At 47.9% G+C, this 26,146-nt stretch carries 22 protein-coding genes; 16 read left to right on the forward strand and 6 right to left on the reverse strand.

Features of this window, described 5'->3' with window-relative positions; all coding sequences use genetic code 11:
* Nucleotides 1–12 precede the first annotated feature (12 nt).
* Nucleotides 13–3,720, reverse strand: coding sequence for a non-ribosomal peptide synthetase family protein (locus BMY78_RS06590; RefSeq protein WP_090895800.1), 3,708 nt, complete (start codon nt 3,718–3,720; stop codon nt 13–15).
* Between the two features lie 46 nt (nt 3,721–3,766).
* Nucleotides 3,767–5,509 carry a methyl-accepting chemotaxis protein gene (locus tag BMY78_RS06595; protein ID WP_090902121.1) on the reverse strand — a complete coding sequence of 581 codons (1,743 nt, stop codon included), beginning with the start codon at nt 5,507–5,509 and terminating at the stop codon, nt 3,767–3,769.
* Between the two features lie 631 nt (nt 5,510–6,140).
* Here BMY78_RS06595 and rpiA point away from each other — a divergent pair.
* The 14 genes from rpiA (at nt 6,141) to BMY78_RS06665 (ending at nt 18,231) form a co-directional block, all read left to right on the forward strand.
* Nucleotides 6,141–6,812: a ribose-5-phosphate isomerase RpiA gene (gene rpiA / locus BMY78_RS06600; protein ID WP_090895802.1), complete on the forward strand. Its 672-nt coding sequence runs from the start codon at nt 6,141–6,143 to the stop codon at nt 6,810–6,812.
* Nucleotides 6,813–6,836: 24 nt separating this feature from the next.
* On the forward strand, nt 6,837–7,436 hold the full coding sequence (locus BMY78_RS06605) for a GNAT family N-acetyltransferase (RefSeq protein ID WP_090895804.1): 600 nt from the start codon (nt 6,837–6,839) through the stop codon (nt 7,434–7,436).
* A 14-nt stretch (nt 7,437–7,450) separates the two neighbouring features.
* Nucleotides 7,451–7,909, forward strand: a complete 459-nt coding sequence (locus tag BMY78_RS06610; RefSeq protein WP_024630132.1) for a MarR family winged helix-turn-helix transcriptional regulator — start codon at nt 7,451–7,453, stop codon at nt 7,907–7,909.
* Nucleotides 7,910–8,085: 176 nt separating this feature from the next.
* Nucleotides 8,086–8,604, forward strand: coding sequence for a response regulator (locus BMY78_RS06615; RefSeq protein WP_090895806.1), 519 nt, complete (start codon nt 8,086–8,088; stop codon nt 8,602–8,604).
* 55 nt (nt 8,605–8,659) lie between these two features.
* On the forward strand, nt 8,660–9,631 hold the full coding sequence (locus BMY78_RS06620; protein WP_090895808.1) for an alpha/beta hydrolase: 972 nt from the start codon (nt 8,660–8,662) through the stop codon (nt 9,629–9,631).
* A 56-nt stretch (nt 9,632–9,687) separates the two neighbouring features.
* Complete coding sequence (locus BMY78_RS06625; protein WP_090895812.1) at nt 9,688–10,038, forward strand: hypothetical protein; 351 nt, start codon at nt 9,688–9,690, stop codon at nt 10,036–10,038.
* 17 nt (nt 10,039–10,055) lie between these two features.
* On the forward strand, nt 10,056–10,769 hold the full coding sequence (locus BMY78_RS06630; RefSeq protein ID WP_090895814.1) for a class I SAM-dependent methyltransferase: 714 nt from the start codon (nt 10,056–10,058) through the stop codon (nt 10,767–10,769).
* Between the two features lie 138 nt (nt 10,770–10,907).
* Nucleotides 10,908–11,306, forward strand: a complete 399-nt coding sequence (locus BMY78_RS06635; RefSeq protein WP_090895816.1) for a BadF/BadG/BcrA/BcrD ATPase family protein — start codon at nt 10,908–10,910, stop codon at nt 11,304–11,306.
* Nucleotides 11,307–11,363: 57 nt separating this feature from the next.
* Nucleotides 11,364–11,894, forward strand: coding sequence for a hypothetical protein (locus BMY78_RS06640; RefSeq protein WP_090895819.1), 531 nt, complete (start codon nt 11,364–11,366; stop codon nt 11,892–11,894).
* A 64-nt stretch (nt 11,895–11,958) separates the two neighbouring features.
* The gene (locus BMY78_RS06645; RefSeq protein WP_090895821.1) at nt 11,959–12,396 is read left to right on the forward strand and encodes a GNAT family N-acetyltransferase; all 438 of its coding nucleotides are present in this window, start codon (nt 11,959–11,961) and stop codon (nt 12,394–12,396) included.
* Between the two features lie 213 nt (nt 12,397–12,609).
* Nucleotides 12,610–13,068 (forward strand): MarR family winged helix-turn-helix transcriptional regulator, encoded by a 459-nt coding sequence (locus BMY78_RS06650; RefSeq protein ID WP_090895824.1) that lies wholly within the window; start codon nt 12,610–12,612, stop codon nt 13,066–13,068.
* On the forward strand, nt 13,065–16,232 hold the full coding sequence (locus tag BMY78_RS06655; RefSeq protein ID WP_090895826.1) for an MMPL family transporter: 3,168 nt from the start codon (nt 13,065–13,067) through the stop codon (nt 16,230–16,232). The genes BMY78_RS06650 and BMY78_RS06655 overlap by 4 nt, the downstream gene beginning before the upstream one ends.
* Nucleotides 16,233–16,427: 195 nt before the next feature.
* Nucleotides 16,428–17,054: a GDSL-type esterase/lipase family protein gene (locus tag BMY78_RS06660; RefSeq protein ID WP_090895827.1), complete on the forward strand. Its 627-nt coding sequence runs from the start codon at nt 16,428–16,430 to the stop codon at nt 17,052–17,054.
* A 121-nt stretch (nt 17,055–17,175) separates the two neighbouring features.
* A complete protein-coding gene (locus BMY78_RS06665) occupies nt 17,176–18,231 on the forward strand; it encodes a phosphotransferase (protein ID WP_090895829.1) in 1,056 nt (351 codons plus the stop codon).
* Between the two features lie 175 nt (nt 18,232–18,406).
* Here BMY78_RS06665 and BMY78_RS06670 read toward each other — a convergent pair whose 3' ends face one another.
* From BMY78_RS06670 to BMY78_RS06680, 3 genes are all read right to left on the reverse strand, one after another.
* Nucleotides 18,407–19,084 carry a tetratricopeptide repeat protein gene (locus tag BMY78_RS06670; protein ID WP_063564693.1) on the reverse strand — a complete coding sequence of 226 codons (678 nt, stop codon included), beginning with the start codon at nt 19,082–19,084 and terminating at the stop codon, nt 18,407–18,409.
* 17 nt (nt 19,085–19,101) lie between these two features.
* Complete coding sequence (locus BMY78_RS06675; protein WP_090895831.1) at nt 19,102–21,090, reverse strand: GTP-binding protein; 1,989 nt, start codon at nt 21,088–21,090, stop codon at nt 19,102–19,104.
* Nucleotides 21,091–21,226: 136 nt separating this feature from the next.
* Complete coding sequence (locus BMY78_RS06680; protein ID WP_090895833.1) at nt 21,227–22,108, reverse strand: AraC family transcriptional regulator; 882 nt, start codon at nt 22,106–22,108, stop codon at nt 21,227–21,229.
* Between the two features lie 200 nt (nt 22,109–22,308).
* Between BMY78_RS06680 and BMY78_RS06685 the strand changes: the two genes are divergently transcribed.
* A complete protein-coding gene (locus tag BMY78_RS06685) occupies nt 22,309–23,826 on the forward strand; it encodes a tagaturonate reductase (protein ID WP_090895835.1) in 1,518 nt (505 codons plus the stop codon).
* A complete protein-coding gene (locus tag BMY78_RS06690; RefSeq protein WP_090895837.1) occupies nt 23,823–25,337 on the forward strand; it encodes a UxaA family hydrolase in 1,515 nt (504 codons plus the stop codon). Before BMY78_RS06685 ends, BMY78_RS06690 begins: the two co-directional genes overlap by 4 nt.
* A gap of 109 nt (nt 25,338–25,446) precedes the next feature.
* On the opposite strand, the gene BMY78_RS06695 is transcribed toward BMY78_RS06690, so the two are convergent.
* Nucleotides 25,447–26,133, reverse strand: a complete 687-nt coding sequence (locus tag BMY78_RS06695) for an AlkZ-related protein (protein ID WP_256221975.1) — start codon at nt 26,131–26,133, stop codon at nt 25,447–25,449.
* Nucleotides 26,134–26,146: the final 13 nt, after the last annotated feature.

Here is a 26,146-nt window from a genome sequence, read left to right on the forward strand (position 1 = left end):
ACTGTTTTGGATTTATTCCATCTTTGGAGAAGTGCCAAACTGCGGTCGGACGGCCTTAGGGAAATAACCAATCTCGATGGCATGTTCGAGCATTTTTGAGATGAAACGATCATCGGTTTTGGCGCATGTGATGCCGGCTGGTTCCACATAAGCAGTTGTTACAGGTGAGGCATACACGTATGCAGAATCCTTGGCACCGTCTCCTTCAAGCTGGGCGATAGCCAGTTGAAGCGCCTCAGGGTCCTTGCTGACACTGCCATCGAACAACCAGTTGGTGTACTCTGCAAAAGGCAGAGTTTCCACTTCATAACCGGCCCGATTCACAGAACGAATCAGATCATCGTAGCTGATTGGCTCCGGATTACAGATATGGAATACCCGTCCTGCTGTGTCCTGGCGTAATGCCAGATGTACAATCGCCTGGCTTGCATAATCAATAGGTGTAAAATCAACCATCCAGTCGGCTGCCGGAGCTTTGCCCAGCAATAACATTGCTTTAATCATACGATAAAAGGCGTTGCTATCGATATTAGACTGGAAACGTCCTGTCTCGGAATGACAGGTCAGATTACCTGCACGATAGATGCTCACAGGTACACCCTCTTCGGCAGCAAGCATAAGCACCTTCTCTGCTTCAAGTTTACTGTCCGAGTACAGGTTGTCCACATGCAGATCCGCTGGGAAGCGATCATATTGCAATGAGGATTCCCACTGTCCACTGAGTGCAAGATCTTCCGGTATTCCCATCGTGGATACATGGTGGAAGGAGGCACCCGGTTTGCTGCGAACAAGCTTAAGCAAGGCAATGGTACCATCTACATTGGTTTTGGCGAATTGTGCTGCATCCCCGAAATGTCGTACGTCGGCGGCACAGTGTATCACACGGTCAATTCGTTCTTGCACGTATGTTGTCTGCTCTGCTGAAAGACCAAGATTCGGTTGTTCCAGATCGCCTTCGATAATCTCGACGCGGGATGCGAGGAGAGGTAGCAGTTCCGGTCCAAAGTAACCTTTCATGACGCTGCTCAGTCGTTCCATCGCAGAACTTCCGTCTGTGGGGCGGCGAACAAGAGTATAGATGCGTGTATTCGAAGTTAGAATCAACTGTTGCAGCACATGGGATCCAAGATATCCGGTAGCCCCAGTTAGGAGCACATGCTCGGGATTCAGAATATCCGGATATCCAATCTGGGTTCTCAGCTCTACAGGATGTTCTGACAATTGGGTGATCACGCCGTCATTTACTGAGGAGTGGGAAGTTTCTTCTGTAGCTTGAGCCAGCGTCTCCACACGTTGTGCCAAGGCACGAATCGTTTTCTCGGCAAAAAAGTCAGCAATTTTCAGCTGTGGATAATGCGGCTTCAGAATGACCAATACATGGATGACACGTAGAGAATCACCACCAATGGCGAAGAAGCTGTCCTCCACACCAAAGTCATCGTGTTGAAGAATTTCTTTCCAGGATTCCAGAATAATCGCTTCGGTTTCCGTCTCCGGCAGTACCCGATCAGGTCGATCTTCATGACGCTCTACGTGAGGCAGAGATACCATCGCTTTACGATTGATTTTGCCTGTCGGTGCGATCGGCATTTCATCCAGCTGACAAATCCATTTCGGTACAAAATAGGAAGGAAGCTTAACCGTTAGCTCGGCTTTAATGTCTGCAACGGAAAGCGTACTGCCATCCTTGGATGTAAAGTACCCTACGAGCATGTTTTGACCATCCGATTCCTTCTTCGGAATCACGGCAACATCCTGAACCTGATCCAGACGCGCAAAATGATCCTCGATCTCTCCAATCTCAATCCGGTGACCCCGGATTTTTAACTGGGAGTCACTGCGTCCGACATACTCCAGCAATCCATTATCGAGCATTTTGGCAATATCGCCAGATTTATAGATTTTCTCATCGATAGCAAATGGATTATCAATGAATGCCTGCGCTGTACGCTCAGGCTGGTTCAGATAACCTTTGGCCAAAGCGGGTGTTGCTATATATACCTCTCCAGGAACGCCTACCGGGCATAACTGCTGTTCTTCATTGACGATATACACTTTATAGTTATGAATCGGTCTGCCGATTGGAATGTTAACGACACTTTCTGGAACTTGCTCACTAATTCGGTGGGTCGCTGTCGCTACCGTACATTCCGTAGGTCCGTATACATTGACGATATCAATCTGGTTGCCGAACTTGCGCTGGAAGGCACGAACCTGCTCACCATAGAGTGCTTCACCAGCCACCGTAATGATTTTGACTTTGGCCAGCTTGTGGAAGCCTTCTTCAGACAGGAAGGAAGCAAGCTGGTTGAAAAAGATGGTTGGCAGTATCGTAATAATGGTTGTGCCTGTGCGCTCAATTGCACTCGCAAATTCCTCGACGGATACACGTTCTTCCGCCGACAACAGGTACAGTTCTGCTCCGTAGAACAAGGCGCCAATCGTATCCCACACTGATGCATCGAAGCTGTATGTAGCAAACTGGGTTAATACGTCACCTGGTTGAATATCGCAATCCCTTTGCACCACACTACCGAGATTGGCAACACCCCGATGGGCAATAAGTGCACCTTTCGGTTTGCCGGTAGATCCCGAGGTATAGATGATATACGCCAGGTCGTCTGGCTGAATATCCAGGTTGGGGTTGCTTGCTGCAAATCCGGCAAGGCGTCCATCCACGGCCAGGATTTGGCGAACGGTAGTAATTCCTGAGAATAAACGTGAAGCTTCAGGTAAAGAGGATTCTTTGGTCAGGACAAATGATGAAGCTGTATCTTCGACAATATAACTGTTGCGTTCTTGTGGATGCTCAGGATCAACAGGAACATATACTCCGCCAGCTTTGAGAATACCGAGCAAAGAAATAATCGTTTCCAAACTCCGCTCCATAAAGATGCTGACGAATTCTCCTTTTTGCAAACCATTGGATAACAGCACACGGGCAACCTGATTGGCACGTTCGTTCAGTTCTCTATAGGTGTACCGACCAGTTGATGAAGTAATTGCTGGCGATTCCGGATATTCTGCTGCTGTTGCTTCGAACCAGCCATGAATGGTCTGATGCTCCGGTTCGAGAACGGTGGTATCATTCATTTCCCGGTATAGCAGTCGATCTGAAGCGGATAAAATGTCCACTGTACCAATGGCTTTGTCCTTGTCACGCAGCATAGCCAGAAGAAGAGTCTGATAATACTCTGCATATCTTGTGATCGTAGCTTCATGAAGAAGTGAACTGTCATAGAACAGATCCAGTGTGAGCATATCCTGATCATCACGAACATTCCAATTTAACATTTGAGGCGCTTTAGGCAGCTGTACACTGTTAAACATGAACAGCGTTTCCGGATTGCCTCCGGTTTGGGGCGTGTAATGCTGCTGGAGTTGATCTGAAATCTGATGAATCAGCTCGTTAAAGGTTAACTTGCCTTGAATCTGCAATAACACATGGGAAGCTGCCTGATCGGGAGCCAGTGTGCCAATGGCAAGTTCCTGCTCGGCTGATAAACGGAACAACAATGCTGCGTAGGCAGACAATAATGCTGGATACATGCCTTCTGAGCCGAATTTTTGTTTTAGTTCCCGACTCAGGGACGATTCCAGTGAGATATGAGCAGACTCGTATTTAAATGATTGTTGACGGCGCCCAAAATCCAGTGGAATCTGAAGAACCGGCAGGCCAGATTCCACTGTTTGGGGAGATGATGATTGATTTTCGACCACTTCAGTTGTTCCTCCTTGGTTCAAACCGTTCAAGATGTGGGTTGAATTATAGTTTGCTTACATTAAAATGCGAAATCAGTTCTTGCAGTTCCTCGGACATGCTGTTCAAACGGGTAGAGGAATCAACAAGCGTAATCAGAGACGCTTTTTGTTCATCAACGGATGAAGAAATCCGTTCACTGTTTTCAGCTGTTTTACTCACACTGGCAGACAAATCATCCGCAGTTGCGGTCATTTCTTCTGTACCTGCAGAAATTTCTTCTGTAGCGCTGGACACTTCCTGAATCTGATTCGATACTTTCTTGGCAGCTTCCAAAATTTCTTCGAACAATTGACCGGTTTGATCAGCTACGCTGAGCCCGGTATCCACTTCAGACGTTCCTTGTTCCATCGCACGAACGGCTTGCCTGATTTCAGCCTGAATCTCCTGGATCAGTACAGCAACCTGGCTCGTGGATTGTTCCGACTGCTCAGCAAGTTTACGTACTTCACCTGCTACAACCGCGAATCCTCGGCCTTCTTCACCAACACGTGCCGCTTCAATGGAGGCGTTGAGTGCAAGTAAGTTGGTCTGGCTGGAAATACCTGAAATGATATTCAGAATATCGCCAATTTCCTGAGAACGGCTCTCCAGAACCTGAATGGCTGAAGCAGTGTTTTTAACAGATTCCGTAATCAGATTCATCTGCTCTGACACCTGACGAACCACAGTGTTTCCTTGTTGAGAACGGCGTTCCATCTCATATGCCTCGTCAGCTACACTAGCTGAACTGCTGGCAATAGTCTGAATGACGATAGCCATCTCGGACATCGCACGGGCACTGTCCCGGGTTGCCTGTTCCTGTGCACGAATGTTGGATGTAATCTGAGTAACGTTGTTATTGATAGAATCAGCATTCTCGCTGTTTCTCTCGGAGACTTCATACAGCTCCTTGGCAGACTCGTTAACTTCTTGCGAAGTGATTTGCACTTTGACGATGGTGTCGTTGATCTTGCGTACCATGGTATTGAACTTTTCGTTCACAATGCCCAGATCGTCTTTGCCTGTCGGAATTTTGACATTCAAATTACCCCGACTTACGTCATCAATCCCTTTGATCAGGTGACGAATAGGGGAAAGCGTGTTTTTGACAACAAGATATTGGATAATCAGGAATAACAGCAGGAACGCTATCAGAATGATAATTCCGTTCTTGAGCAATTTGTTCAGTCCGGCAGGTACTGCTGATGCGTCTGCATCGACTGCAAAGTAAGAGTAAATCTTGCCGTTGCTATCCTTGATCGGGTAAGCAATGGTTGTCCATGTACCGAAATCGTCGGAATAAAATGTGGTGAACGTCGGGCGATCCGTATTCAGCATTTCTTTCAGTGCATTTGCTACAACGACGGGCTGTTCATACATATCGCCGATTTTTACATTTTCACTCTGGAAGGCTTCCTTCAGATTGGTTGGCATGGCAACAAGGGATGTTAAACGCTTGTTATCTCCACCCAGCTCGACACCAAAGATGTAGGCTTGTGCAATGTTGGGATAATATTGCTGCATTTCATCGAAATAGGCACGCAATTTGGTTTGTGCTTTTCCATCATAATTGGCTTCTGTAATAGCAGCCTGTACTTCGGTGGAATCAATGCCCTCTGCCCATTTTTTGGTGATTTGTTCTACTTGACCATGTAGCTGGTCAACGAGAATCGTTTTTTGAAAGTAATAGCTGCTGGCAATAAGTGCCACGCCAATAATAATAATGTTAGTAAATGAGAGTAACAGATTTTTGGAGAAAAAAGACATGCTTTTCCAACTTAATGATTTCACTAAAGTCCACTCCTGATCTTCTTTGAATTGATAATATGCTGCTGTCTTCATGATGTAAATTAAGTCATTTCCTTATCCCCTCCAAAGGTAAAATGTGCGACCATGGTCTTGGGTTCCTGGTCGCTATGTAGAGATATTTTTACCTAGATACCCATAGGTGTCTAATTATTAAAACACATCTATACTTAATATGTCGTATAAAATGTCGTCAAATTGAATAGTTTTGTTAAAACTTTTTTAATATTTTACGTATTTATGGACATATGGAAGTGAGATGTAGGTATTTAGAACTGTTTATTTAAAATAATTCCCATTTTTTAGTTTCATTCTGTATTCTATAACATGGTGGGTCAAAAAACATCCTTAAACATTGAAAAAATAGTGAAAATGACAGAAAACGGACTTTCTTCTGCCACACCAATAAGATATCAGGGAGGAGAATCTAACCAAGAATTTACATAAGAAGGATCAACGACACATGTGAAGCAGAGAAACAGGCCAAGTTTCCCAGTTCAATACGTCATGCACAGATATACATCGGAAGCGGTTTTATCTATAATAACTACAGTATGCATTTCTCAAATCATGAGCAGGCGGGGGTTTATAGATGAATCTTAAACAGATAGCAGCTGAGCGCGCGGCAGAATATGTTCAAGATGGAATGAAGGTTGGATTGGGTACAGGGTCAACGGCGTATTACGCTATTTGTCGAATTGGTGAGCGGGTACGAGAAGGGTTAAACATTCAGGCTGTAGCTACTTCGGAAGCATCGGACAAGCTCGCCAAAGAGTGGGGAATTCCGATCGTTCCATTTGATCAAATTGGACGTCTGGATCTGACCATTGATGGTGCAGATGAAGTTGATCCTGAGTTTAACCTGATCAAAGGTGGCGGCGGTGCGCTTTTGCGCGAGAAAATTGTCGCTGCAAACAGCGACAAACTGATTATTGTGGCTGATGGCAGCAAAGCCGTACAAAAGCTTGGAAAATTCCCGTTGCCGGTTGAAGTGGTTCCTTTTGCATCTGAATGGACCTTCCAGGCGCTGGAGAAACTCGGGTGTCAACCGGAATGGCGCATGGACGGGGATCAACGTTATCTTACGGATAATGGAAACCTCATTGCGGATTGCCGCATGGAAGCCATAGAACATGCAGCGGAGCTTAACGTTCAGTTAAACATGCTCCCAGGTGTTGTCGATAATGGATTGTTTATTAACATGGCGGACACCGTCATTCTTGCGAAGGATGATGGCAGCATCGATGAGCGTCATCGTTCATGAACGGAAAGTGAGGTCATTGCATAGATGAGGGAAAACCCGCTAGTGGATGGTGAGATTGTTCTTCGATGTATGGAGAAAGAGGATCTGACTGAACTCTATGAATTGATCTACAGTGAAGACGTACCGGAATGGAAGCAATGGGATGCGCCATATTATGCCCTTGAACATGAGAGCTACGAAGACTTCCAACGGAGCATGTTAAGAAGACTTGAAGCAACTGAGAGCAACTCTGATCCGGACTCCATTCGAATTATTGAGCTGAATGACCGAATCGTCGGTACAATCAGCTATTACTGGGAACATCGTCCATCCATGTGGCTGGAAATGGGAATAGTGTTATATCGATCAGCCCAATGGGGGCGCGGGATCGGCACGCGAGTACTTCAGATGTGGTCCAGTCACTTATTCGCGCAATTGCCCGTAGCCCGGGTTGGATTAACAACATGGTCGGGCAATGAACGAATGATGCGTTCAGCTTCGAAGGCGGGACTGCAGGTGGAAGGACGCATGCGCAAATGCCGCATCGTGGATGGCAAACATTATGATTCAATTCGTATGGGAATGCTGCGCGAAGAGTGGGAGCAGAACCAATCTTCAGGCGCAGGTCGAAATGTAAACAACTGATGGAGGATTAAGAAATGCCGAACAACGAGGACAATCGGGAACTGTCTTTACAATTATTTGTGGTTCTCGCTCGCGCATACAATTCCGTTACATCCAGGTCCAACCGGGATATCCAGAGTCATGGACTGAATACGACAGAATTTGGCGTGCTTGATTTGTTATACCATAAAGGGCCGCAGGCGTTGCAAAAGATCGGTGAGAAAGTGTTAATGTCCAGCGGTAATATTACGTATGTTGTGGATAAGCTTCAGAATAAAAATCTGCTGATTCGTCGAGCATCCAAGGAAGATCGGCGTGTCATATACGCTGAATTGACGGAGGAAGGAAGACATTTGTTTACACAAATCTTTCCTCAGCACCACCAGGTGATCATTGATGCGGTGGATGGACTGGAACCTTCGGAAAAGGCGGATGCGATTCGTTTGTTAAAAAAGCTTGGACTCGCTGCAGAGGGGAAAACTGACTTGCGTTAATAACGCAGGTCAGTTTTTTTATATGAATGTATGCCATTCGTCGTTCATGTATAATGAATAGATGGTTATATTTAACGGATAAGGTCGAGGCTGTTGCAGCTGCTGGAAACGATTGGATAAGTGAAGCCTTCGTAATGCAGTATGGCATAATTCGTGATTAGGAGAGTGATCAAGTGATGTCTAATGAACATGGCGAGATGAACTCATCGCGCAGAACGATTGAACCGTTACCCAATCAGATGATTCGCGGCGGCAAGGAAAATCAGGAGGAGCAAGGCCATATATCCTTTCCGATATCAATCTTGCTGGCAGACGATAACGTTATCAATCGGCAGGTTGTGCTGATGCAGCTCAAAAAGCTAGGCATGACCGAGGTGGATGCCGTTTCCAATGGGGAAGAGGCTAGTGAGGCTTTTCTCAGCAAAAAATATAGTATGATCCTGATGGATAACATGATGCCAGTAATGGACGGACTGGAGGCGACACGCCATATCCGAGCCATAGAGCTGGATAAGATGTGGCATCCTATTCCGATTATTGCGATGACAGGAAATGTGATGGATGGAGAGAAAGAGAAATGTTTCGAAGCCGGGATGAATGATTTTATGGGCAAACCCTTCACGCTTGAAGCTCTGAAGAACATGATCCAGAAGTGGCAATCACCATCCGTGTACGGAGAAATTGCCAAACGATAGATAATATACATACATGTTTCACGTGGAAGATTGACTGAAAGAGAGGGAAATGTTCATGCTATTATACGGCCTTGCCGTTCTGGTGCTAGTCGTTCTTGCCTTACTATGGTTAGGAGGACTTTACTTCTTCAAAACCGCCATTCGGCGTGCTCCAAAATCATTTCTGGTCGATAATCCGAACCTCATGCCCGAACCGGATAACGAAATAATCAGCAGTGCATCAGACTTGACGTGGCTTGATACGCAGCCAACCGAAGATGTAAATATTGAATCACATGACGGATTAAAGCTGCGTGGAACATGGCTTCCTTCCCACAGTGGATCGCAGCAGCCAACGGTTATTCTGGCCCATGGCTATTCGGGAAAAGGCAGGGAGATGGCGGGTTTTGCGCGCTTTTATGCTGAAAAACGGGGCTATAATATACTGATGCCGGATGATCGTGGTCATGGACAAAGCGAAGGTAACATCATCGGATTCGGCTGGCTGGACCGTAAAGATTATGTTCAATGGATTCATTGGGTTCAGGGCAAGGTTGGCACGGAGACGGAGATCATCTTGCATGGAATTTCAATGGGAGGGGCTACAGTATTGATGACAGGCGGTGAAGCTCTCCCTAATCAGGTGAAGGCCATCGTATCGGATTGTGCTTATACCTCCGTGAAGGAGGAATTAACCTTCCAGCTGAAGCAACTATACAAGTTGCCCGCATTTCCGTTTATTCCCGTTACCAGTCTTATTTCCAAATGGAAGGCGGGCTACTTCTTTGGGGAGGCATCGGCACTAAATCAACTCGCCAAAGTGCAAGTTCCCGTTCTTTTTATTCACGGTGAGGCAGATACGTTTGTACCTACAGAAATGGTTTACAGACTATATGAAGCATGTCCGACAGAAAAGGAATTGTTGACTATCCCTCGTGCGGGTCATGGAACAGCGTTTCAAGTGGATCGTACCCGATACGAAGAGGTGCTTGAATCCTTTTTGACCAAGAACCTATCGCCTTCTTCTGCAGTATCATCATTCATCTGATTCCAATTAAGCATCCTGGGTATTAAGTAGAAGATGTACTTAAGGGGAGGTGCGAGATGCCCTATACACCTAGAGTTTGTTCGTATTGTCATGAAAAAATGGCAGAGGATGAGTTCAAATGCAAATCCTGCGGCAATCTGGTTACTACCAAAACGGCTCAGCCTGAGCAACCGTACATGATTGAAAATGATGAATTAATATTGGATCGATATTCAATTGTGTTGCTTGTTCTGTTGACACTGTTTCTTGCTCCGGTAGCCATGACCATTGGCGGCGTGATGTTATTTAATGACAATACGTATAAGCAGGATACAGGTAAATTGCTCGTAACCGGGGCATTTGTAGTGATGGTCATTCTCACGATTATTCTGTTCACAGGTTCGGGGACATTGACGATTAACTTCTAAGCTATGGAGGTGCTTTTATGGGAAATGAACAATTTGAAGCTGCACGGAAAGCAGAGGCAGGTTACCATTCCAACTTCTATCAGAATAATGAATTATTCGCGTCCGGTACCTGGATGGCAAGGCCCATGCCTATGGTTATGGATATGCTTGAGCGTCTACTTGCCCATAAGACGGAACTGCGAGTTCTCGATTTGGGATGTGGAGTAGGCAGACATACGATACCCATTGCACAGCGCCTCGGGCAAACGAACAGTGAAGTAATCGGGGTGGATTTGCTGGATGAGGCTGTAGATGGACTTCGCAAATATGCCAAAGAATATAAGGTTGATCATATCGTGCAAGCAGAGAAAGCCGATGTTGAGCATTACGCTATCGAGCCGAATCATTTTGATTATATTGCGGCTTGCTCTTGTCTGGAACATATTTCAAATAAACAAGCCTTAGTGGAGGCTATTGAACGTTTGCAAGTGGGAACTCGTACAGGTGGCATTCATTGTATCACGATGAGTACGAGTGTAGAGGAAAAGGAAATCAACACAGGCCGGGAGATTGAGCCATTGATTGAATTGAATCTGCCCACAGCTGAGGCTATCGCATTACTGGAGAAGGCTTATTCGGATTGGAATATTCTGCTCCAGGAACATGTAACACAGACGATCGAAGAGGAAAAATATGACGAACCGACACAGTTCCGTTGTGAACTGCTTCGTTTCGCTGCACAGAAGCAGTAGCAGTAGCAGTGTTCTGCCGGGATCGAATAGTGGGGTGGGGTCCCGGCAGTTCGTACTAATTGAGTAGCTTGATCGAAACATCAGGAGAAGCATCATGGGACAGGGGACATCATCACACCACAACATGGGGGATCCAGAATGAGTACATATGTGATTGGAATGGATGGCGGGGGAAGCCATACACGTGTAGCATTGGCCGATGAGAATGGAAAGGTCTTGTCTTATGTGCAAAAAGGTGGTTGCAACCGCTATCATGATGCCAATGCAGAGCAGGATGTATTGGAGGGCATCGCTGAAGCCATTCGCATAGCCGGGTTAGAAGTGGAGCAGATTGCCTCCATTCAGGCGGGAATGGCAGGCCTGGATCAGCCAGAGGATACAGTCTGGGCTGAAGCTTTACTCGCCCAAACCGGTATATTGGGCAGAATCAGCGCAGTAAATGATACGCATATTGCACATACGGCAGCCTTTGGCGGTGAGCCGGGCATTGTAGCTATTGGAGGCACGGGCTCTCTGATTATGGGTAAAACGGAATAAGGAACCTGGCTCCGCAATGACCAGTTCGGCCACTATGCGCCAACAGCAGCCCGTTTTTTGGCTTATGACGCGGTGCATTCCATCCTTGCTGGACGTTATGGTCCGCAGGACCAACCCTTCATCGAGCAGATATTAGCTTATTGGAATGTAACTTCAATACCGGAGCTTGCTGCACTGGGCGTTTCAGGTTTTGCTGAAAATAGACAGGCCATCAATCGGATCTTTGGTCAGATGGCTCCTTTGGTCACCAAAGCAGCGGCCGAACATATCCCTCTTGCGGTCAGAGTATGTGATTCAGCAGCGGATACGGCCGTTGTGGGTATTTTGATGCTTGCATCGTGTTTTAAAGATCAGCAGGTGTCCATGACGCTCACAGGAAGTTGTCTGAGTACACCTTATATGGTGGAAGCCGTCCGAAAGGGACTGGATGCAGCCTATAAACCGGGAGGACAACAAATTCATTACATGACCAGCCATGTGCCCGCAGTCGGAGGTGCGCTGCTGGATGCATATCATTTGGCAGGATTCCAGGTGGCTGAAGGTATCACGTCTGAACTCCAATCGGAGCTGAAACGGCATACGACTTGAACTTTTAATGGCTAACGACTACAATACGATAACGGAATCAAGCAAGTTAATAGGAGGAATCAGGGTGTTAATTGATTTAAAATCACGCATACAGGAGCCGGAAGTGCAGGAGCTGTTGTCCTACTCGGTCTTTCCGGACCCGGATCAGTTGAATCGTGCGTTACAACAGTATGTTGATAAGGATGAGCTGCATTTGGACGGTTATGAAGACGAAGGCCAGCTGATCGGTCTGATTGGATATGAATCTACAGGAACGAGTGAGATCACTATTCATCATATTGCAGTTCTGCCTGAGAATCGTTTTAAAAATTATGGTCGTGGCATGATATCACAGGTGCTGGCCAAATATAACCCCGACAGACTGATCGCAGAGACCGATGTGGAAGCGGTAGAGTTTTATCGAAATACGGGATTTGTGGTGTACAGCCTGGGTGAGCTGTATCCGGGTGTGGAGCGATTCCGCTGTGTGCTGGAAAAAGACGAAGAGCAAGACGAAGACTAGTAACTGTCTACTACTGTGTAACGTAAAGAGAGCATAATCATAACAGGATGTTGGATTTGGCGAAGCAGCTGAGTCGGACGTCCTGTTTTTTTGTCGTTTGTTTAAAAAAAATAGGAAAAACGTATTGCTTTGCAATATAGTTTCATTATAGAATAGTTTGATTGAAGAATAGTTCTGTAAGTGAACTATATGTTGGAGGAAGGAGAATGAAGAATGAACACACCGGATGCTAGAAGTTTGGTTAACCGCTATTTGGACGCTTCTTTCCTGGTAACCAAACGGTTTGATACCCAAATACGCGAACGATTGGGGCAAACGATTACTACTGATCAGTTCTGTGCCCTTCGTTTGATCGAGGAGAAGCCGTTATGCACGCCCTCTGATCTGGCAGAGCTTTTATGTGTGGGCAAGAGCAGTATCACAGCTCTGGTCAACAAGCTGGTGGATCGGGATCTGGTCCATCGGGCCGGGGATGAGCGCGACCGCAGAGTTGTTTATTTGACCCTGACGGACAATGGACGGGAAGTATACAAGGAAACAGAACAGGAAATACAGCAGATTCTGGAGCCGTACTTGGTCCATTTCAAACCGGAAGAGGTTCAGAACTTCATTGAATCTTTTGAGAAGCTTGCAGCTTTGCTAACGCATGAAGGAGGACAGGAGAACGAATGAGAACGATTTTGAAAGCGCGATGGTGGTTGATGGGGCTATGGGTCGTTGTGGCTGCCGTATTAATGTTCACCGCCCCTAACATGAGTGAATTGATTCGGGAAAAGGGACAGTTTTCGGTTCCTGAAGGGCACTCTTCCACCCAGGCAGCGGCGATTCTGGACGAAGCCGCAGCACAAAAGGGAGAGCAGCAGGGCAGCCAGTTGGCTCTTGTATTTTATAATCCGGATGGTTTGGGTGCCGACGGCAAAGCAGAGGCAGAACAAGCCGTTAAGAAACTGGAGGCCGAAAAAGAGAAGCTGGGTATTCTGTCCATACTGGAACCTTTCTCTCAGCCTGAATTATCAGACAAAATGATCTCTGCCGATGGCAAGACGATCTTAACGTCGCTTTCCATTGATCAGGGAGACCGTACGGTCAAGGAAATGCGCGAAGACCTTAATGAAGTTTTGTCATCGGTCAATGTGGAGCATTACATAACCGGCAAAGGCTTGATTGATGAGGATACGGTGGAAAGCTCCCAAGAAGGACTCAAAAAATCGGAGTACATTACTGTTGTATTTATTTTGCTCATCCTGTTCCTTGTATTCCGCTCTTTTGTTGCTCCATTTGTTCCACTGCTTACGGTAGGGATCAGCTACATTGTTTCACAGCAGATTGTCGCGTTCCTTGTGGACGGACTAGACTTCCCTATATCAACGTTTACGCAGATCTTTATGGTGGCGGTCATGTTCGGGATTGGTACGGACTATTGCATCCTGTTGATTAGCCGGTTCAAGGAAGAATTGGCTCATCATGAAAATACGTGGGATGCCATCATTGCTACCTACCGCACAGCAGGCAAAACGGTATTCTTCTCCGCACTTGCCGTGCTGGTTGGATTCATTGCCATTGGCTTTGCACAGTTTATGCTGTATCGTTCCGCGGTAGCGGTGGCTGTCGGTATTGCCGTGATGATGCTGGCATTAGTGACGATTGTTCCATTTTTCATGGCAGTGCTGGGCAAAAGGCTGTTCTGGCCTTCCAAGGGTTCACTGGAGCATGCCGAGAGCAAGATTTATGGTGCAGCAGGTCGTTTCTCCCTAAAACGTCCATGGGCAGCCCTGCTCATCGTTGCAGCGGTATGTGTGCCATTACTGGCAACTTACGACGGCAAACTGTCGTTTAACAGCCTCGATGAGATTGGTGAGAAATATGATTCGGTCAAAGCATTCAATATCATTTCGGACAGCTTTGGTCCGGGTGAATCGTTGCCGGGTCAGGTCGTTATTCAAAATGATGAAGCTATGGATAACGCCAAGTATATGGCGCTCGCCGAAAAGATCAGCCGGGAAGTGGAGAAAGTGCCAGGGATCTCTGGTGTCCGCAGTATGACACGTCCAACCGGTGATGAGATCAAAGATTTTGAAGTGACACAGCAAGTAGGGACATTGTCTGATGGTTTGGGCGAAGGTAAAACGGGTCTGGATAAAATCCGTGATGGTCTGAGCGAAGCCAGCAGTCAGTTAAGCAAAAATGAACCGCAACTTAAAGAAGCTGCGGATGGAGCTGGAGAACTGACCAAAGGTACTTCCCAATTGCAGTCTGGTATTACACAGTTGTCGGAAGGACTTCAGCAGATTGAAAAAGGCATCCGTGACGGCTCCTCGGGCGCGGGGGATCTAAAAGCAGGTCTGCAGAAAGCCAAAACGAGTGCAGATCAGCTGGCTAAGGCCAACAATCAATTGCTTCAAGCCTATCGTCAGGCAGGAGCAGGTGTCGCTGCACTGGGTGATGGTGTAGGTGAACTGCAACAACAGCTCAAAGGTGTATCTACAGCGTTGACCAGCTTGAATGAATCGTTCACAGCGCTTGAGGAGCGCTATCCTGATTTGCTGCAAGACGCCGATTATCAGCGGGTCAAAGGCACCCTTGGTGAAACAGGTACCGGCACGGCACAGCTCGCTCAAGGTTTGGGTCAAATTCAAACCAAGCTGGGCGAAGCCGCGGCTGGAATCAATCAGGCGAACGAAGGCTTTGCCTCCGCAGCATCCGGTCAGAAGGCACTTGCCGATGGTCTGGGTCAGATTGTGACCGGAATCAGTCAGTTGCAATCCGGGCTTAAACAGGCCGCTGACGGTCAAGGTAAAGTGATTAGTGAGATTCCTTCCATCCAGAACGGACTTGGTCAGCTTCAGGGCGGTCAGGAAAAAATTCAGCAAGGCTTCTCGGATCTCAGTGGTCAATTGACGCAATTGACAGATGGTCTTAATCAGAGTGTAGATGGAATCGAACAGGTTTCCGGTGGACTCGATTCAGCACAGGATTACCTGACACAATTGCAGAACTCGCCTGATTCCGATCTGGCAGGCTGGTATGTTCCTGAAGAAGCACTGAATAGTAAGGACTTCACACAGGTATTCGATACGTATCTGTCCAAAGATCGGAAAACGATGACGATTGACGTTATTTTTGCGGAGAATCCATACGGAACCGAAGCGATTGATCGTGTTCCGGATATTGAAGCTGCGGTACATCGTGCGGTGCAGGGAAGTGCGCTTGAAAAAGCGGATATTGCCATTGGCGGGGTAACCAGCACGTTTGCAGATCTGCAGGAAGTCTCCAACAACGACTACACGCGCACGGTTATGCTGATGCTTGCAGGAACGTTTATCATTCTGGTCCTGCTGCTCCGTTCGGTTATTATGCCGCTGTATCTGATCGTCTCGTTGCTGCTGGCGTATTTCACATCGATGGCCCTGACTGAAGCGATCTTTGTGAATATACTCGGGTTCTCGGGTATCAGTTGGGTTACGCCGTTCTTCGGCTTTGTCATGCTGATTGCACTGGGAGTGGATTACAGCATCTTCCTGATGGACCGTTTCAATGAGAACAAAGGTATGAGAGTCCAGGATGCCATGCTGTATGCCATGAAAAACATGGGTACGGTCATCCTGTCTGCAGCCGTCATTCTGAGTGGTACCTTTGCTGCAATGTATCCATCGGGAGTTCTTTCGATGATGCAGATTGCGACGGTTGTACTCAGCGGACTGATCTTGTATTCTCTGCTGTTCCTGCCATTCTTCGTTCCAGTAATGGTGAAAATGTTTGGCCGTGCCAACTGGTGGCCATTCCCGAACAAGGAACAGGCAGATTCCGTTGATTCGGATCGTAACATAGGCATGTAATTAAATGATATATGAACAGCCCCGCTGGATTCCCGGCGGGGCTTTCTGTATGGTTTTGTGCAAATCATCAATGAAACGGACAAATAAATGTGTATGCCTACGGACACCATCCCGCGCCTTGTCTCCGTTCCTCTCATACGATATATAGGAATTGGATCTGGAATAGTTTATAACACAGCAGAGAGGGGCGGCGGGATGGTATATCGATATGTGGCTATAGGAGATTCATTAACGGTAGGTACAGGAGCGCTGCTGGGCACCGGCTTTGTTCCTTTATATCGGAGAATGGCAGAAACGAATGTGCGTACGTTTGTATCGATGGATAATTTGGGTGTGAATGGACTTACGTCAGGGGAAATGCTGCAGATGATATCCAACAATCCAAGAGTACGGCAATCGCTGCGTGAAGCGGATATTATTACGTTGTCGATTGGTGGCAACGATCTGATTCGTACATTCAAAGCGAGCGGCGGGATTCCAAATGCAAGTAAGATGACACAAGTGCTTGGAGATACTCGCGGTAACGTATCCCAGATTATGAGGCACATCCGGCAGTTGAAAGGAAACAGTGTATATATGGTCCGTACGATTGGGTTGTACAACCCGTATCCGCAAGCAGCGGAAGCTGCATATTGGGTGCGGCAATATAATTCCTTTCTGAATGGCGCGGGATCGGGGAACTATGCCTGTGCCCAGGTCTATGACCGGTTTGAAGGGCGAGAACGTGAACTGTTATTTTGGGACAGGGTTCATCCAAATGCCAAAGGCTATCGCGTCATTGCAGAACAGCTGAATCGCACAGGATACTATCCATTTGCCTGATCAGCAGTCCGTGAAGCTTAGCATGACTATTACCTCGGAGCCGACTAGACCGAAAGAAATACTTCCGTTAAGATGAGGACATATAGAGGTTGTATTATGTGAGATAAAGGAGTTATTTTTGGTGCACATCATCGATTCAGGTTCCCTAAAGGATTCAGAACAGCAGCTCATATCCACCGTTTTATCCTCATATGGCTTCTCGTCCAACTGGAAAGCCCAGCGTGGAAAGGGTGGCATGAATAACTCTACCTTCATGGTAGAGATCAACGAAGAATGTTACGTGCTGAGGCAGTATGAAACGCATAATGATCAAATGAAAATTGCTTTTGAACATGAGGTGCTGTCTGCCTTGTCACGTTCAGAGTTTGAGCTTGATGTGCCTGTGCCCGTTAGCCTTCCTGATGATAAGCATGCAACATTTCTTGCGGTGCAGGATCGTTCCTCGGGCCAGAGCAAAATCGTGACGTTGTTCCATTATCGTGAGGGTCATAATCCTGTGTGGAATACACCCGAGCAGCTGAGTGGACTGGGCAGGGCGGCGGGCATGTTGTCTTCCGTTATGGCGCGCCTTCCTATATCCCTGTCTCCCGTTTATCCGCCCTATTATCAGATTCAGGAGGCTTACCCGCTCTGTTCGCCGAAGAAACTGTTACAACTATGCACCTCACCCCCGGATACGCTGATGGCATGTGCAGATGACCTGCAGGAGTTGAAGGAAGTATTGCCAGACTTATTCAATACGCTGCGAGGTATGGAGGATTTGCCGCATCAACTGGTCCATGGGGACTTAAATGCATCCAATGTATTGGCAGACTCTCAGGATATCATATGTGCCATTTTGGATTTTGAATTCGCCACATGGGATCTACGGGTAATGGAGCTCGCTGTGCCCATGTCGGACCTGCTGACGATGGACAAGGAGCAGGCATGGATGTGGGAGGCTTTGGAGGGACTGATCCAGGGATTCAGGCAGCAGGTCAGCCTGGAGCCAGAGGAGCTGAGCGTGATTCCAACGCTTATTTTGCTTCGAAGCCTGGATGTGGTGATGCATTTTATCAGTCGATTGTTCGAAGGTACAGATGAGCCTGAAGTGGCTGTACAGCAAATCAGGAAGCTGAGAGAACGGGTAGACTGGATGAAAGGTAATGAGGAACGGCTGCGTGAGCTGCTGATGTAGCTCTGCAACATGGGATGTATACCAAAAGTGCACTGATTTCCGCCTTGAGGCAAAAATCAGTGCACTTTGTATGTGGTGAAGTCGTTTATCCCGAATGGATAGATAGATGGATGGATGCGTACATTTCAAATCACGACATCCAATTCAATGCTCAATCTAACGTAACCAAACAGCTTTATAGTCCACGCTTGCGGAACCAGCTGCGTACAGCCCAGCGACGCTCCTGGCGCTTCTTATATTTGGGCAGGGAGCGATATACGTTAAGGGATTGCTCGTAGGCTTGCTTTGCATCAGCAGTACGTCCAAGAGAGCGGTACACCGAGCCGAGCAGATAATATGCTTCACTGGATGAGGAATGAATCTCCTGGAATTGCTGAACATATGCCAGCGCTTTGTCCCGGTGAGTATCCTTGAACGCACCTGCAAGTGTCAGATAAGGGCGCCCATATTTCACTCTTGGATTAATATCCAGTGCCTGCAAAATATGACGCTCGCCTTCTTCCGTTTGGCCCAGATGAAGTTCAGTTGTGCCTAGCGCCTCCCAATATTCGGCTGATTGCTCGTAAGGACGCTCCAGTTCCAGCAGCAAGGCATGAGCTTCGCTATAACGTTTGCGTTCAATCAACAGACGGGCCAGATCCAGCTTGGAAGAGACTTCATTCGGACTCATGGCAAGCTGCTGCCGAAGCCGTGAGATGTTACGCATGCGTTTAAGTGGCTTCATGAAGCTTGGCATCACCCCAACATAGCGACGATCCAGGAAATACAGAATGATGAGGAAAATAATAACTGCCAAGAACGGATTGCCTACAATCCGCCACAGCAGGCCAAAGATTAGAAATTTAATCAGCACGACAAAGTCAACTCCAATTATGATGTAATCGCATTTCGAACACTTAAAATATATTTGGATTGGTCCAGCGGGTTAACCCCTTTGCGTTTCCGCGTATGGGTCTGATCCGAAGGACAATCCTCGTACCCGGCAAAAGAAGTCGTGAGCAACCCTCGCCCGCTCGTCTCTGAGCGGAGTTTCACCGGATAATCCATGGAGCTTGCCAGAGGCATACGTCCTTCAACGATGCATCGCCCGCCTCCGATGATCGGGGCTTCAAAGGTTGCCCGCATATGTACCAGATCACTAAGCGCTTTGCCGCCGTACTCCTCCGGAACCGTTAACCGGAAATTCAGAATGGGTTCCAGCAGGGTTGTGCCTGTGCTTGCCAACCCATCCATGATCCCCATCGGCGTAGCTACCACAAAATCCAGTGGATGGGTATGCCAGACATGGTGCTCTCCTTCAATTAGCGTAATGCGCAGGTCGGTAACCTCCCAGCCCAACAACCCTTGAGATAGCGCTTCGGGAATGCGTCGCTCCACTTCATTCTGATATCGAAGCAGGAGATGATCCGTTCGGACCGTGGATGAGTAGATCAGACCACTGCCACGTGGCAAAGGCTCAATGCTGAATCGTAGAATGGCCCAGCAGGGCTTGGGCATCGTATACGCGATAAATCCTTCTCCGGAAGAAGCAGGAGTTTCCTTATAAATGACGGACGGCGGGTCGAATACGACATCCAGTCCGAAACGACTCATCAGCAGACTGGACAGAATCTCAAGCTGAATGGTTCCCATCACTTTAAGATGCAGTTCCCGTTCTTCAGGCAACCATTGCAAATCGAGCAGGGGATCTTCATCCGTCAGCTCTTGCAATGCCGCTACAAGGTCAGGGTAACGAGCTGTGTCTTTACCATGGACTTGCACAGTCAACAAGGGAACAGCCATCTGGGGTACAGGAGGCACACCTTCGGGGCTGCCAATAATATCACCAACATGGGTTTCGCTTAGTCCATACAGTGCGGCGATCTGTCCGGCATGAACAGCACCGGTATCCGCCCATTTCCGACCATCCATTCGGCGAATCTGAGTCACTTTCTCTTCCAGCTTCCGAGTGGAGTTATAGATCGTATCCCGATTATGCACGCTGCCACCATACATGCGAACATAGGCTGTACGGCCCATCGTTTTATCCCGTTCAATTTTGAATACAACCCCGGATACTGAAGGTTCTTGAGGTTGTGCGGGTGCAGGAAGAAATTCGATGATGGCATCCAGCAGCTCCGTTACGCCGATCCCTTTGCCAGAAGCACCATAACAAATGGGGAACACTTCGCCACGATGCACCTTTTTGCGAAATGCTTCATCTAACTGTTCAGCAGGAAGTGTTTCACCATTAATGTAGGCTTCCATCAGATCTTCATCGAGTTCGGCCAATAATTCAAAAAGCCCGGGGATTGATGAGGGGGGACCCTTTACTCGCTTTTGGCTCTCATTCCATAAGGAGTCAATGCCCTCGAACACCTCTTCATTCATACGAAAGGATTGGATTTCGCATACGAAGGGAGAGAGACTGGAGCGGACCTGATCGATAACCGTCTCAGCAGAGGCGCCAACCCGATCCATTTTGTTAATATAAATCAGGGTAGGAATTCCAAGCGAGCGGAGAGCATGCCAGATGGTCTCGCTTTGGGATTGGACCCCTTCCACGGCGGACAGAATCAGAACGGCTCCGTCCATAACACGCAGGGATCGCTCTACCTCAGAGCTGAAATCGATATGTCCCGGCGTATCAATCAGATCAATAATCGTATCTTTCCAGATCAAAGAAGTCATAGCCGCCTGCACGGAAATGCCTCGTTCCTTTTCAATATCCAGAGAGTCCGTTGCTGTTGTTCCGTCATCCACGCGACCTGGAGTACGTACAACACCGCTTTGAAATAACATATGTTCTGTCGTTGTTGTTTTCCCTGCATCGACGTGTGCGAAGATGCCGATATTTCTGCGATTCAATTCGTTTAACATGGGATGTAAGGCTCCTCTGGCAGCAGAAACGCATCGTTTCCGACATTGTAATTCAGTATTATAACATACCACACGAATAGTATGGAAGAATATGTTACACACAGACAAATCTCTACAGTTCAGGATGTCGTGATAATCACGTTTGATCCTGATTCTTCATCGTTTTACGATAGGCAGCGGGTGTGGTGCCTGTCAATTTCTTGAATTGACGATAAAAATGGGGCAGACTCTCAAAGCCGCAGGCATCGGCAACAACGGCCATCGTTTCATTACTTCGCAGCAGATGCTCTTTTGCCATAATGACCCGGCGGGCCAATGCATAGTCCGTTAGCGTCATGCCGGTATACCTTTTGAACGCACGGCTGAAGTGAGCCGGGGATACGGCAGCCTTACGGGCCAGTTCCGGCAAGGAAAGGTTACTGCGCAGCTCTTCATCCATATGAGTCAGCGTATAGGAGAGCCAGTCGGGTCCAGGAACAGTTCTGGCAGGACTTGCCGGACCGACTGCCTCCAATCGCTGCAGATAAATGAGTAAGAGCTGCAACCTCAGCAGAGCGGCGTGGGCACTCAGGTGATGTTCTAATTGGAATTCTGCATGGATGTCGTCTATAAGCGCAGCCACCTGGGCTTGTTCCTTGGCCTCCAGATGCCTCTTGTACACTCTGCGTTGGCGGCAGCGTTCAAACAGCGAGAGCATGGCTGAAGCATTGCCTCCCGCTGTGGAGGCCAATAATCCTGGACTGAAGAACAAGGCCGACGAAGTCACCGGATTCCCGGCATCCGGCAATGCACGATGCACCGTGCTGCCAGGGATGATGAACAAATCACCCTCCTGCATGTCTTCAAGACCGGTATCAATAAAAATGGTGCCCTGACCCCGATATACATAGATAATTTCATGCCAGTCATGAAGATGATCCGGCAACTCGTTCTGGGGGGACTTGGTATCTGCATACACCAGACGAAAGGGAATCCCCGATTCCGCCTGAATGGTTGTACGAACGGGCGAACGTTCCATTCGATCTCCTTTCAAAACAGTGCTTACAAAAAGGGTTACATCTGATCATGAAAGAGTACATTTACCGCAATATAAGCAATTAAATTTCCTTTTATTGATGATACAATGAATTTAAAGCGTTTTCAATGGAAGTGTAAGCGGCTGTGTGCCGTACAGCGGGGCATCTGATGTTGATAAATCAAACGATGAGGTGAGTGTTCATGTCGGCGAGCACGAAAAGACCAAGGCTGAAGCTGAATTTGCTCGGAAGCGATAGCCAGCGCAAGTGCAAAGAAGTGATGGAACGTCCCGTAAAGGTACTACAGATTGGAGAAGGCAACTTTTTGCGTGGGTTTGCAGACTGGATGCTTCATGAGAGTGCCAGACAAGGCAAATTCCATGGCAGTGTTGCGGTGACCCAGCCTCGGCCTGGGGGAAAGGCAAAGCTGGAACAAATTCGTGATCAGGACGGATTGTATACGATGATTACCCGGGGGCTGTCACAGGGAAAAGCGGTGGAACGTACGGAATTGATCTCCATTTTTTCACAGTGTATTAATCCGTATGAAGAATGGCAGAATTTTCTGAAGCTTGCGGAATTGCCCTCCCTGGAGTTTGTCATCTCCAATACAACCGAGTCGGGATTGAAATATACGTATGCAGAATACACACAGGGTGAACCTGTACAATCATTTCCGGGTAAACTGACGGTCTTCTTGCATCAACGTTATCTGCGCTTTGATGGGGACCCATCGCGAGGTTTGATTCATCTGCCGTGTGAGTTGCTTGAGGGCAACGGGGATGTTCTGCGCAGTTGTGTGCTGCGTCATAGTGAAGATTTTGGGTATTCTGAAGGCTTCCGTTCATGGGTTGAGAACCATAACTTATTCCTGAACAATCTGGTTGACCGGATCGTGACGGGTGCACCGACGAAGGAAGAAGCCGATTCCCTGACCAATCGCTGGGGATACGAGGATCAACTGGTCAATACGGCTGAACCATATCATTTCTGGGCCATTCAGGCAGATGAAGCCCTGGACAAGAAACTCCCCCTGAAACAGGCAGGATTGAACGTACATTGGGTGAAGGATTTGAAACCTTTTCAGCTGCGCAAGGTTCGTATTCTGAATGGTGCTCATACCCTCATGTCTTCGCTTGGCATTTTGCAAGGCAAGGAACTGGTAAGAGAGACGATGGAAGACCCGCAGTTTGGCTCATGGGTCAGAGAAGCGGTACATCAGGAGATCATACCTGCGCTGGATATGCCCGATCATCATTTGGATCAGTACGCAGCCGAAGTGTTTGAACGTTTTCTCAATCCGTATATTAATCACAAGCTGCAAGATATTGCATTAAATACAGTAGGAAAGTTCAAGGTTCGTGTACTGCCTACCCTTTTGGCCTATGAACAAAATCAGGGGACTTGGCCTGCCCGGCTCGTAAAGGGATTCGCGGGATTATTGTGTCTGTATCGTCCAGTGGCTACGGCGGATGGTTATATGGCACAGCGACTGAACGGTGAGTCCGTCCTGCTTCGGGATGATGCCGATGTATTGGCTTCACTCGCCAAGCATTGGGAGAGTTATGATCCTCTGAATAGGGAGAAGCAGCAACTAGAACAGAGTGTCGCTGCTGTATTATCGGATGTATCCATCTGGGGAGACAATTTGGATGATCGAGAGGGGCTTCGCGAAGCTCTCATTCGCGAAATTGGTTTGCTGGAGGGTGAGAGTTCATGAACACAACACGTACAGTCAATGACTGGATTGCGATTCAACCGCAGGATGATGTTATTATAGCCCTTCGGGATTATGTAAAAGGGGAAAGCATTACCCTGCCAGACAGCAGCTCTTTTACATTAAGGGATGATGTGCCCAAGGGCCATAAAATTGCTGTGCACACCCTCGCCCCGGGCGCGGATGTGATGAAATATGGTTTTTCCATTGGGATTGCCAAAGAACAGATTGAGCAGGGGAGCTGGATTCACAGTCACAATCTGAAAACAGGACTTCACGGATTACTTGAATATCAGTATCAGCCAGGACCACCTGTTCAGACGGACATGCCTCCAGAACATCTGCGTTCATTTAATGGGTATTTGCGCCCTAACGGTGAAGCAGGTATCCGTAATGAAATCTGGATTGTAAATACGGTCGGATGCATTAATAAAGTATGTGAGGCTTTGGCTCGGATGGGCCAGTCACAGTTCGGCAGCAGGGTGGATGGTGTTTATCATTTTCCGCACCCGTTCGGCTGCTCGCAGCTGGGAGATGACCTGAAATATACGCAGCAGGTACTGGCTTCCCTGGTGGAACACCCGAATGCCGGCGGTGTACTGGTCATTGGTCTGGGTTGTGAAAATAATCAGGTTGACCAGTTCCGCGAATGTATCGCACCGGAATACCAGGGGAAGGTCCGTTTTCTCAAAGCGCAGGAAACGGATGACGAGCTTGAGGAAGGACTGCGTCTGATGGAAGAGCTCGTGGAGCTCGTCGAACATGAACAGCGTCAGCCGCTGCCCCTGAGCAAGCTCAAAATTGGATTGAAATGCGGCGGTTCGGACGGTCTGTCCGGGATTACGGCGAACCCGCTCGTTGGCTCCGTTGCGGATATGCTGGTTGCTGCCGGAGGTACGGCCATATTGACCGAAGTTCCCGAGATGTTTGGTGCAGAGACCATTCTGATGAATCGGGCGGCCAATGAGCAGGTATTTGATGATTTGGTAGACTTGGTGAACGGTTTCAAGCAATACTTTGTGAACCATGGTCAGAATATATATGAAAATCCTTCACCAGGGAACAAAGCAGGTGGAATTACCACACTGGAAGAAAAGTCTTTGGGATGTACGCAAAAGGGAGGGCGTTCTTCCGTAGTTGATGTGCTTCGTTACGGCAAACGTGTCACTCAAACCGGCCTGAACATCGTGGAGGCTCCGGGGAATGATCTCGTGTCTGTTACGGCACTGTCTGCTGCGGGTGCGCACATTGTTCTTTTCACGACAGGTCGCGGAACGCCGTTTGGAGGCCCGGTACCTACCGTTAAAATTGCTACCCAATCCGACCTTGCTAATCGAAAAAAACACTGGATTGATTTTAACGCAGGTCAACTGCTGGAAGGTAAGACGATGGAAGACGTGAAAGTACAGCTGTTCAGCCAGCTGATCGATATCGCTTCAGGGCGGGCGCATACGCTCAGCGAGCAGCATGGATTTCGGGAAATTGCCATATTCAAGGACGGAGTCATCCTCTAATTGCGCTCGTTCGCTGCTTTATACCTGTTGCATGAATGGTAAACGTATATACAGCAAATCCCGGCGGCCCTTTTCGGCTTCCGGGATTTGTCGTTCTAAGGCATTTCAATCATTTTATCGCAAAGGCTTTTTTTATTTTGGTCAGGGCGGCAGCAGAAGCGTGCTTCTCCAATTGTTGTACCAGGAGTTTGCTCGCGTCTGCAACGCTGCCCTCAAACGGTTCAATACCTTGACGCTTCATCCAGTAGCCAGAGGTTTCATAGGCAGAACTGTTCCAAGCGACCTTACCTTCAGCGAGGCCTTCTTTTTCTTTGGTGCCGCAAATCACTATGGCGCTAATGCTTTGGAGATCCAGCAGCCCTTGGTCAAATGCCTTTTTGTCCTCTTTGGCCCCGAAACCCGCCTGTGAACGCAGCGTCCGTCCATCGATCCCCTCTTGCGTTTCAATTATTTCATACAGTTTGAATGCTTCTCGAGAGAGCAATCCCGCATCATACTGTTCCTCCATGACTCTGGAGTCCGCTAGCAGCCGGTGCACCCATGGGAAATACTCGCGTGAGACGAGAATTGCCTTCTTTTTAATGAATTTTCCATAGGCGGCGATCCCTTCCTCAGCCAGACGTGAACGCCATAACCAGGGATCAAGCGCGTTATCCTTATGCCAGTTTTCTTTAGGGGTTATGGAGGACAGTGAAGGATATTCAGGGAATAAAGGGGCGAGTGGGAGAAGTCCCACAGCCTCTATTCGCTGCACAGCTTCTTCGTAAGTTACGATAGATTCATTCTCATTCATCATGAATTTGCAAGCT

Origin of the sequence: Paenibacillus sp. OK076 (assembly GCF_900110055.1) — a bacterium.
Lineage (GTDB): Bacteria > Bacillota > Bacilli > Paenibacillales > Paenibacillaceae > Paenibacillus.